This window comes from Vibrio sp. MEBiC08052, assembly GCF_001506075.1.
Lineage (GTDB): Bacteria > Pseudomonadota > Gammaproteobacteria > Enterobacterales > Vibrionaceae > Vibrio.
Genome location: NZ_KQ947475.1, coordinates 2,449,884 through 2,460,282, shown reverse-complemented (window position 1 = coordinate 2,460,282; position 10,399 = coordinate 2,449,884). Strand labels below are relative to the sequence as shown.

General features: G+C 46.1%; 11 protein-coding genes and 1 tRNA gene. 6 read left to right on the top strand and 6 right to left on the bottom strand.

Features of this window, described 5'->3' with window-relative positions; translation table 11 throughout:
- Positions 1–42: 42 nt before the first annotated feature.
- The 6 genes from VRK_RS10700 to lolB form a co-directional block, all read right to left on the bottom strand.
- Positions 43–119, bottom strand: a tRNA-Met gene (locus VRK_RS10700).
- A 282-nt stretch (positions 120–401) separates the two neighbouring features.
- Positions 402–1,493: a redox-regulated ATPase YchF gene (ychF, locus tag VRK_RS10695; protein WP_059121355.1), complete on the bottom strand. Its 1,092-nt coding sequence runs from the start codon at positions 1,491–1,493 to the stop codon at positions 402–404.
- 10 nt (positions 1,494–1,503) lie between these two features.
- Positions 1,504–2,094: an aminoacyl-tRNA hydrolase gene (gene pth, locus VRK_RS10690; protein WP_059121354.1), complete on the bottom strand. Its 591-nt coding sequence runs from the start codon at positions 2,092–2,094 to the stop codon at positions 1,504–1,506.
- A 198-nt stretch (positions 2,095–2,292) separates the two neighbouring features.
- On the bottom strand, positions 2,293–3,237 hold the full coding sequence (locus tag VRK_RS10685; protein WP_059121353.1) for a ribose-phosphate pyrophosphokinase: 945 nt from the start codon (positions 3,235–3,237) through the stop codon (positions 2,293–2,295).
- 105 nt (positions 3,238–3,342) lie between these two features.
- Entirely contained in the window at positions 3,343–4,251 is a 909-nt protein-coding gene (ispE, locus tag VRK_RS10680; protein WP_443083423.1) for a 4-(cytidine 5'-diphospho)-2-C-methyl-D-erythritol kinase, read from the bottom strand.
- Positions 4,233–4,841 (bottom strand): lipoprotein insertase outer membrane protein LolB, encoded by a 609-nt coding sequence (lolB, locus tag VRK_RS10675; RefSeq protein ID WP_059121352.1) that lies wholly within the window; start codon positions 4,839–4,841, stop codon positions 4,233–4,235. The genes ispE and lolB overlap by 19 nt, the downstream gene beginning before the upstream one ends.
- 169 nt (positions 4,842–5,010) lie before the next feature.
- On the opposite strand from lolB, the gene hemA reads away from it, so the two are divergent.
- Genes hemA through kdsA form a run of 6 tightly spaced genes read left to right on the top strand, consistent with a single transcriptional unit; the run spans position 5,011 to position 10,375 of the window.
- A complete protein-coding gene (gene hemA, locus VRK_RS10670) occupies positions 5,011–6,267 on the top strand; it encodes a glutamyl-tRNA reductase (protein ID WP_059121351.1) in 1,257 nt (418 codons plus the stop codon).
- A gap of 32 nt (positions 6,268–6,299) precedes the next feature.
- Positions 6,300–7,388: a peptide chain release factor 1 gene (prfA, locus tag VRK_RS10665; protein WP_059121350.1), complete on the top strand. Its 1,089-nt coding sequence runs from the start codon at positions 6,300–6,302 to the stop codon at positions 7,386–7,388.
- Positions 7,389–7,394: 6 nt separating this feature from the next.
- Positions 7,395–8,249: a peptide chain release factor N(5)-glutamine methyltransferase gene (gene prmC, locus VRK_RS10660; protein WP_059122738.1), complete on the top strand. Its 855-nt coding sequence runs from the start codon at positions 7,395–7,397 to the stop codon at positions 8,247–8,249.
- A 38-nt stretch (positions 8,250–8,287) separates the two neighbouring features.
- A complete protein-coding gene (locus VRK_RS10655; RefSeq protein WP_059121349.1) occupies positions 8,288–8,671 on the top strand; it encodes a SirB2 family protein in 384 nt (127 codons plus the stop codon).
- An 18-nt stretch (positions 8,672–8,689) separates the two neighbouring features.
- Positions 8,690–9,499, top strand: a complete 810-nt coding sequence (locus VRK_RS10650) for a SirB1 family protein (protein ID WP_059122737.1) — start codon at positions 8,690–8,692, stop codon at positions 9,497–9,499.
- A gap of 24 nt (positions 9,500–9,523) precedes the next feature.
- Positions 9,524–10,375 carry a 3-deoxy-8-phosphooctulonate synthase gene (gene kdsA, locus VRK_RS10645; RefSeq protein WP_059121348.1) on the top strand — a complete coding sequence of 284 codons (852 nt, stop codon included), beginning with the start codon at positions 9,524–9,526 and terminating at the stop codon, positions 10,373–10,375.
- Positions 10,376–10,399 lie beyond the last annotated feature (24 nt).

The following is a 10,399-nucleotide window of genomic DNA, read 5'->3' as shown; positions in this document are numbered from 1 at the left end:
CATTGTTTAAATTACTTTTTGTGTTTAAAAGCACTTAGGAAATGGTGGCTACGACGGGATTCGAACCTGTGACCCCATCATTATGAGTGATGTGCTCTAACCAGCTGAGCTACGTAGCCACAAACCCCGAAACAGGAGAACCATAATCCTGCGAACGGAGCGCATTATGCGGATATGGCTTGAGAGCGTCAATAGTTTTTTTGAATAAATTAAGGAAAAACAACTGTTCGTTTTTTTTTTAGTCAAACCGAGCTGTTTATAGACAAAATAACTCGCAAATCAATTGGCTGAGAGTCGGTATGAGTGATTAGGGAGCAATGTTTCAGAAAAACGAGATGATGGCGGATTAAACAGAAGGCCCTCTGTTGAAGGCCTTATTTTCAGAGAATATTGACATCAGATTAGACGTTGAAGCGGAAGTGGATCACATCGCCATCTTTGACAATGTAATCTTTCCCTTCCAGACGCCATTTACCTGCTTCTTTGGCACCACTTTCACCCTGGTACTGAATAAAATCATCATAACCGACGACTTCAGCGCGGATGAAACCACGCTCAAAGTCGGTGTGAATTTTTCCGGCAGCTTGCGGGGCGGTTGAACCAATTGGGATTGTCCAAGCTCTGACTTCTTTGACTCCCGCAGTAAAATAGGTATGCAGCTCGAGGAGTTCATAACCTGAACGAATCACACGGTTCAATCCCGGTTCTTCAATGCCGAGATCAGCAAGGAACTCATCTCGTTCTTCATCATCCAACTCGGATAGTTCTGACTCAATGGCTGCACATACTGCAACGACGACATTATTTTCTTGTGCTGCAAATTCTCGAACGGCATCCAGATAAGGGTTATTTTCAAAACCGTCTTCATTCACGTTCGCAATATACATAGTCGGTTTGAGGGTTAGGAAATTGAGATAACCAACTGCCGCCAATTCCTCTTTTGCCAGAGCCACACTGCGGGCCATTCCGCCCTCGGTGAGTACGGGAAGAAGTTTTTCCAGAACGGAAATTTCAAATTTTGCCGCTTTATCACCACCTTTGGCACGTTTGGCCTGGCGTTGAATTGCTCGTTCACAAGTATCTAAATCAGCCAAAGCCAGTTCTAAGTTAATAACTTCGATATCTTCGATAGGAGACACTTTGCCAGCGACGTGCACAATGTTGTCGTTTTCGAAACAACGAACCACATGACCAATTGCGTCCGTTTCACGAATATTTGCCAAAAATTTGTTGCCTAGCCCTTCACCTTTCGATGCCCCGGCAACTAAACCGGCAATATCAACGAACTCCATTGTTGTCGGCAATACCCGTTGCGGATTCACTATTTTCGCGAGCGCATCAAGGCGCAAATCCGGAACAGGGACAATGCCTGTATTAGGTTCGATGGTACAAAACGGAAAGTTTGCCGCTTCAATTCCTGCTTTGGTTAAAGCATTAAAAAGTGTTGATTTGCCAACATTTGGTAAACCAACAATGCCACATTTAAACCCCATGACTATAACCTTATTCAGCTTTGAATGTGTGTAAACGATTTTGTGCTTTCGTAAGACCTTCTTTGAGCAGTATGTCCAAACAGCGGACAGACTCGTCTACAGCGGCATCGAGGCATTCCTGTTCTTTTTCAGGCGCCTTACCTAACACATAACCTGTAACTTTATCTTTATGTCCCGGATGACCAATACCTATCCGGAGACGGTAGAATTCTTTGTTATTGCCCAGCTTACTGATGGTATCTTTTAAGCCATTATGACCCCCGTGACTGCCACCTTGTTTAAATTTAGCAACACCGGGCGGTAAGTCGAGCTCATCGTGAGCCACCATAATTTCTTCCGGCTGGATCTGATAAAACTTTGCCAGCGCGGATATCGCTTTCCCTGATAAATTCATATACGTTGTCGGAATCAGCAAACGTAAATCCTGGCCTTGAATGGTAATTCGACCGGTCAGGCCAAAAAATTTGGGCTCAATTTTTAGCACTGTATGGTGAGCACGGGCTAATTCTTCGATGACCCATGCCCCTGCGTTATGCCTTGTTCTTGCGTACTCTGGGCCTGGATTGGCTAGCCCAACAAGTAGTTTTATGGGTTGACTCACAGTCAGGCTCTCCTGATGTCTACAATGAAAAGCGCGGTATGATAGCACAGAATTTTTTATCCCCAAACTTCCTGAACTACGGTATGAATCGTGACGATTTGTGTGGCACCTGTTTTCAGGGAATCTGAATTGATGATGAAACTTTGGGAAATAAAAAAGCATCTCCGGAGAGATGCTTTCAAAAACAGAGATGAGCAATTAATTGAACATTGCTGAGATTGACTCTTCATTGCTGATGCGGCGAATCGCTTCGGCGAGCATCGTGGAGAGTGTCAACTGAGTTACTCGGCCAGTTGCCTGCATTTCTTTGGAAAGCTTAATCGAGTCAGTGATGACAACCTGATCGAGAACTGAATTCTTAATATTTTTAGCAGCATTGCCTGAGAATACAGCGTGAGTTGCATAAGCGAATACTCGCTTGGCACCACGTTCTTTTAGAGCCTCTGCCGCTTTACACAGGGTACCACCAGTATCAATCATATCATCGACGATGACACAGTCACGGCCTTCAACATCACCAATCAGGTTCATGACTTCAGAAACATTGGCGCGAGGACGGCGTTTGTCAACAATCGCAATATCAATGTCACCGAGCGCTTTGGCTGTCGCGCGTGCGCGAACAACACCGCCCAGATCGGGTGATACGACGACAGGATCTTCCAAATTTCGGGCTTTCATGTCTTCAAGCAAAACAGGGGTTCCGAAAATGTTGTCAACAGGAACATCGAAGAAACCTTGAATCTGTTCAGCATGTAGATCGATTGTCAGTACACGGTCAACACCAACGTTCGAAAGAAAGTCAGCGACGACTTTTGCGGTAATGGGTACACGGGCAGAACGGACACGACGGTCTTGGCGAGCATATCCAAAATAAGGGATAACAGCGGTAATACGGCCTGCTGAAGCACGGCGCATCGCATCAATCATTACCACGAGTTCCATCAGGTTGTCGTTGGTTGGTGCACAGGTTGATTGAATAAGAAATACGTCGCTTCCTCGCACATTCTCGTTGATTTGCACTGCAACTTCCCCGTCTGAAAAACGGGAAACAGTGGCATCTCCAAGAGAAATATACAAGCGATCAGCAATACGTTGGGCTAGTTCAGGGGTAGCGTTACCGGCAAATAGCTTCATATCAGGCACGGTGGAAACCTCAGGGTTGCGTCCAGTATTTAAATAGGTTGGGTGTGGGCCGATTGATCATACTCTTGTTATGATGATTTACTAACTGATATATCATCATCCATCTTAACAATTGTTGTTTTCACAACTGTGAGTATAGCCTGTCAAAGTTTCTTTTAGCGGCGAAATATTACATCCTTTTGCTACAAAAGCAGAAACTCCATCCGGCAAACGGGAAAGAACCTGTTGTGCTTCATTTTTGTTCGAAAATTCAGCAAAAACACATGACCCAGTCCCGGTCAGTCTCGACGGCGCGTATTGTAGCAGCCATGAAAGTTGCTTATCAACCTCTGGATAAAGCTTTCGGACAATTTTTTCGCAATCGTTTTCGTACGGAGTTTGTAAAAGCGTTGTCAGATCTCGCTTGAGCGTGTTTCTAGTTAATTTGGGATGCGAAAAAATGGTGGCTGTCGAAATACTGATATCGGGTCTGACAACCAGATACCATTTCTCTTGTGGTGTGACGATAGTCAGCTTTTCTCCGACACCTTCCGCGTAAGCCGCATGGCCTTGAACAAAAACGGGTACATCTGCACCGAGCTGCAATCCGATTTCAGCCAGTTGACTCTGGGATAACCCGCATTGCCAGAGATGATTCAGTGCAACTAAGGTTGTCGCAGCATTGGATGAACCACCTCCGATCCCACCACCCATCGGTAACACTTTATGTAAGTGAATATCAGCACCCAACGATGTTTGGGTGTTAAGTTGGAGTTCTCGGGCAGCTTTCCAGATCAGATTATCATGCAACGGAACACCATCAATTTCCGGAGAGACAGAGATGTCCCCGCTAGTATTGACTCGGATCGTCAGTTTATCCCCGTAATCGAGAAACTGGAAAAGTGTTTGCAACTCATGATAACCATCATTCCGTTGACCTGTGATATAGAGAAATAAATTCAGTTTGGCTGGTGATGGCCAGACGGTTTGGTCGGTATTGATAACATCTGATGTATTCATGGTGTGACTTTCCATTGCGAGATATGGATATTGATTTTGGTTGGTCCTTGTTGCAGGAACAAACGCTCGGGAAGAGGTAGTTGCTGCTCTTTAAAGGTCACGGCAGTGTATGTTTTGTACTGTACTCGCCATTGCTGATTTGCCAGTTTTTTCTCTAGGCTATTCAGCGTGTTGTCCGGTTTGAGCGAAAAAGTGTCCGCAAGGGTCGGGCGTCCCAGAATCCACTGACTGAGCGAACTCAGGGGAATATCCAGTCCGGTCAGTTGATGGAGTAATAATTCCGGTGTTTGAGCCGTGTAGTGCTGCCCCTCATAGGTCTCAGCTTCCGCTCGCTGTGGATAAATATCCATCTTCAATACGGTTTGTCCCAGAAATGTAGTTAGACGCAGTTGACTATGATGGTCAGATTTCTTCCATTGAAAATTGAGCGAGCGGCGTTCTTGTGGTGAAATGTAGCCAAGTTTGCCCGCGATTTGATAAGTGCTGATCTGTTGGAGACGTTGCTGGTGTGATTGCCATTCCACGGGTTGAAGTGGTGTCTGAACGCTGCTACAGCCAGCCAAAATGATGATAGTCAGAAATACTTGGAAGATACGATAAGTCATAAATACGGCTTTTGTTGGTCGAAAAACAGGTCCTTTAAAACAGCAACACTATAGCATTGATATCACGAAGTTATAAAAACAAATCCGTTAAAGTCTTTTCTTCAATAAGGGCATACAGTAAAATTCCTGTCTTACCCCTTAGAAGATGTTATCAGAGTACCTCCAGTCGATGTCCTTACTTGCCATTGGAATTAATCATCAAACAGCGCCTCTGGAACTGCGTGAAAAAGTTGCGTTCGGTCCGGATAAGCTTCCTGAAGCTCTGAGTCAGCTTCGGGAATATGCTGATGTTAAAGGGAGCGTCATACTTTCGACCTGTAACCGAACAGAAGTGTACTGTGAGATAAAACCAACCAGTAAAGGGCGTTTGATCGATTGGTTATCTGAATTTCACCGTGTCAATCCTCAAGAGTTAAAACCGAGCATTTATATTCATGAAGAGCAAGCCGCAATCCGCCATTTAATGCGGGTCTGTTGTGGGCTCGATTCTTTGGTTTTAGGGGAGCCACAAATTCTCGGACAGGTCAAACAGGCGTATTCAGAATCGAAGGATCTGGCATCAGTTGATGCTGCGATAGAAAAGCTCTTTCAGAAAGCATTCTCAGTTGCCAAAAGAGTCCGGACTGAAACGGATATCGGTGGTAATGCCGTCTCTGTTGCGTATGCGGCTTGTACGTTGGCAAAACATATTTTCGAATCGCTGACCAATGCAACTGTGTTACTTGTCGGTGCCGGTGAAACCATCGAGTTAGTCGCGAAGCATCTCGCTGCCAACGGTTGTCAGAACATGATTGTGGCGAACCGTACCCGGGAAAGGGCAATGGGCTTAGCGGAACAATTTGATGCGCAGGTGATCCGTTTACAAGAGATTCCGGAACACCTTGCCAAAGCGGATATTGTGATTAGCTCGACAGCCAGTCCTTTACCGATTATCGGTAAAGGGATGGTCGAGAAAGCCCTCAAAGCCCGGCGTTACCAACCGATGTTACTGGTTGATATTGCTGTTCCGAGAGACGTTGAAGCGGAAGTCAGCGAGATTGGTGACGCTTATCTGTATAGTGTCGATGATTTGCAGTCGATTGTAGATAGCAATATCGAACAGAGAAAGGTTGAAGCGATTCAGGCCGAAGCGATTGTCAGTGAAGAAAGTGCCGCGTTCATGAGCTGGACGCGGTCATTACAGGCCGTAGATAGTATCCGTGATTACCGGGACAGTGCGAATCATATTCGTGAAGAGCTTGTGAATAAAAGTCTTCAGGCGCTCTCATTGGGGGGCGATCCGGAAAGAATCCTCCAAGAACTCAGCTATAAGTTAACCAATAAATTAATTCATGCGCCGACCCGTGCACTACAGCAAGCAGCCGAGCAAGGAGAACCTGCGAAGTTGGCTATAATCAGACAGAGTCTGGGGCTTGATAATCTTTAATTTCGATATTATTTCCGTATAAAGAAGAAACTATGAAAGCGTCAATTTTACAAAAGCTTGAAACGCTCGCTGAGCGCTATGAGGAAATTCAGCACCTGCTTGGTGATCCTGACATTATTGGGGATCAAAACCGATTCCGTGCGTTATCAAAAGAGTTTTCTCAACTTGAAGAAGTGACTCAATGTTTTCAAGCTTATCAGCAGGCGCAAGAAGATTTAGTTGCTGCCGAAGAAATGGCGAAAGAAGATGACGCAGAGATGCGAGAAATGGCTCAGGAAGAGATTGAAGCAGCACGCGCATCGATTGAGCAATTGACTGATACGCTACAGATATTATTGCTACCAAAAGATCCGAATGATGAGCGGAATTGCTTTCTTGAGATTCGTGCCGGTGCCGGTGGTGATGAAGCGGGGATTTTTGCCGGTGATCTGTTCCGTATGTATAGCCGTTTTGCCGAAAGAAAAGGATGGCGTATCGAAGTGATGTCATTCAGTGAAGCTGAACATGGCGGTTATAAAGAGATGATTGCTAAAGTCAATGGTGACGGTGTCTATGGGACTTTAAAATTCGAATCTGGCGGTCATCGTGTTCAGCGTGTTCCGGCAACGGAATCTCAGGGAAGGGTTCATACTTCCGCCTGTACGGTTGCAATTATGCCGGAAGTTCCGGAAACGGAATTGCCGGAGATTAAAGCCAATGACCTGAAAATTGATACCTTCCGTTCTTCGGGTGCGGGTGGTCAGCACGTTAACACGACCGATTCTGCCATTCGGATTACTCACTTGCCGACCGGGGTGGTCGTTGAGTGTCAGGATGAACGTTCTCAGCATAAAAACAAAGCCAAAGCGATGTCTGTACTGGCGGCTCGGTTAGCTCAGGCGGAACGAGCGAAACGGGCGGCTGAAGTGTCAGATACGCGGCGTAATCTGTTAGGCAGTGGCGATCGCAGTGATCGCATCCGAACTTACAATTATCCGCAAGGCCGGGTGTCAGATCACCGAATCAATCTGACGCTGTACCGTCTTTCAGAAGTGATGGATGGGGAGTTGGATGGCTTGATTGGTCCGGTTATTCAAGAGCATCAGGCTGATCTCTTGGCGGCATTGGCTGAGCAAAGCTAACCGATGATGCCTCTTCCAGCCCGAATTGATGAATTAACCCGTTACAGCACTGCCGTTTTATCAGAAAGCGGCAGCCCTTCGCCTGCGATTGATGCCGCGGTATTACTTTGCCACGTTCTTGAAAAAAACCATTCATATTTGCTGACATGGCCGGAAAAAACGCTCACTGAGTCCCAACTTTATTGGTTTGCTGAATTACTGACCCGCCGTCAGAACGGTGAGCCGATTGCATACATTCTTGGGCAACGGGAATTCTGGTCTTTGCCGCTACAAGTCTCCTCAGTCACGTTAATTCCACGTCCGGATACCGAATGTCTGGTGATTGCTGCTTTGGAAAAAGCGCGGGAAATTGCCGGGCCTATCTTGGATTTGGGCACCGGCACCGGGGCAATAGCCTTGGCTCTGGCTTCTGAGTTACCCGATATTTGTGTGACCGGTGTTGATCTGCAGCCGGAAGCCTGTGAGTTAGCGAAAGCGAATGCCGATCGGCTGGGAATCACCAATGTGAGTTTTTATCAAAGCAATTGGTTTGAAAATATCGATGGAGGTACGAAATTTGCTTTAATTGTTTCAAATCCACCTTATATCGATGCGGACGACCCGCACTTACAGCGTGGAGATGTTCGTTTTGAACCGCTTTCTGCCTTGGTTGCAGAAGAGCAGGGGTTAGCGGATATCAGAACCATTGCAGTCGCAGCAAGGCAATACCTGCAACCTCAGGGATGGCTGCTGTTTGAACACGGTTATGATCAAGCTGAGTCAGTCAGAGAATTACTACGATCTCTGGGTTATCAGTTTATCCACACTGAGCAAGATGATGCTGGAAATGATCGCGTGACAGTCGGTTGCTTTCTGCCATAGCTTGTTATGCCATAAAAAGTGCCCATAAGAGGACGTTTATGTATCTGGGTTTAAAATATTTCCACATATTTACCATTGCGGCCAGTGTTGCTTTATTTTGCCTCCGCTACGGTCTGATGATGGTCAATTCTCAAGCGCTTCATCATCGTTTTTTGAAAGTCGCACCGCATGTGATGGATACATTCCTGTTGTTATCCGGTGTTGCATTGTGTGTGATGACTGGCTTTATTCCTTTTACGCCTGAAGCCGCTTGGCTGACTGAAAAACTCATGTGCATGCTAGCCTATATCGCATTAGGCATTTTTACCTTGAAACTAGGCCGGGGTAAGTTGTTGCGGAGTCTGGCATTTCTTGGCGCGCTAGGCTGGGTTGCCATGGCCGCAAAAATTTCTTTGACCAAGTTACCGATATTAATGCATTAATACTGGGCCGATATGTCTATGATTGAATTATTTGACGAAGATTTTGATGCGATGGAGCTGGTGGAAGGTGCGCTTGTACTGAATCAGGCCATTAATCCTGAAACCCGAGTGGCATGGGCAGAACAGACGTTAGTGAAGATGACCCGTGAAGCTGAAGCGTATCTGGATGACGATGCAGATCCAAAAGCACGATTGGCCGCTTTTTTACGGTTATTTTATCAAGAGTGGGGATTCTCCGGTGATCACGAGGCTTATTTTGAGTCTCGTAATGCATTTATCGATCAGGTGCTTGAACATCGCAAAGGGATTCCTGTCAGTCTGGGCGCTTTATTATTGTACTTCAGTAGTCGGCTGGGATTCCCGTTGCAACCGGTGATGTTTCCGACCCAGTTTTTGATCCAGATAGCCTGGTCCGATGAAGAGCTTGTTTATTTGAATCCATTTTCTGGCGAATATGTTTCGAAGCATACGTTACAAGCTTGGTTGATCGGTAGTAAAGGACCTCTTGCCAAATTAAAACCGAAACACCTTCGGGTCAGCGATCACCCGACAATCATCGGACGCTGGCTGGCTTTGTTGAAAAGTGCGTTGATGCGTGAAGAACGTTATACTCTGGCGTTGAAGTGTACCAATCTGGCGTTGACGTTTGTCCCCGATGATCCTTATGAAATTCGTGACCGTGGATTCATTTATCAGCAACTGGAATGTCATCAGATTGCGCTTTCGGATTATCAGTATTTTATTGAGCATTGCCCGGACGATCCCGCTGCTGAATTATTGAAAAATCAGGTGAATTTGTTGCGTAGTACTGCCGTAACAATCCACTAATATTGGGTTTATAGAGAGAATACGATGGAACAGAAAGTTGTAAAAGTTGGTGATATTGAGGTTGCCAATGACCGCCCGTTTACTTTGTTTGCCGGTATGAATGTCTTGGAATCCCGTGATCTTGCGATGCAAGTTTGCGAGCATTATGTCAAAGTGACGGAAAAGTTAGGGATTCCTTACGTATTCAAGGCCTCATTTGATAAGGCGAACCGTAGTTCTGTTCATTCATATCGTGGTCCCGGTCTTGATGAAGGGATGAAAATCTTTCAGGAACTGAAACAAACCTTCGGTGTGAAAATTATTACGGATATTCATACGGAAGCACAGGCACAGCCGGTCGCGGATGTGGTTGATGTGATTCAGTTACCGGCATTTCTTGCCCGTCAGACTGATTTGGTGGAAGCGATGGCAAAAACCGGGGCGGTGATTAATGTCAAGAAGCCACAGTTTATGAGTCCGGGGCAGGTCGGAAACATCGTCGAAAAATTTGCCGAGTGTGGCAATGACCAGATCATTCTTTGTGAACGCGGTTCCTGCCATGGTTATGACAACCTTGTTGTCGATATGCTGGGCTTCGGTGTGATGAAAAAAGTCTCTCATGGTAGCCCGATTATTTTTGATGTGACTCACTCACTGCAAATGCGTGATCCGACCGGTGCTGCTTCCGGTGGTCGTCGTGAGCAGACTGTCGAGTTAGCGAAAGCCGGTCTGGCAACCGGGATTGCCGGACTGTTTATCGAAGCACATCCGAACCCGGCACAGGCGAAATGTGATGGCCCTTCAGCATTGCCTTTGAATAAACTGGAGCCGTTTTTGGCACAAATGAAAGCGCTGGATGACTTGATCAAGAGTTTTGCGGATATAGATATTCAGTAAACTGTTTCACCAATGAGACAGAAT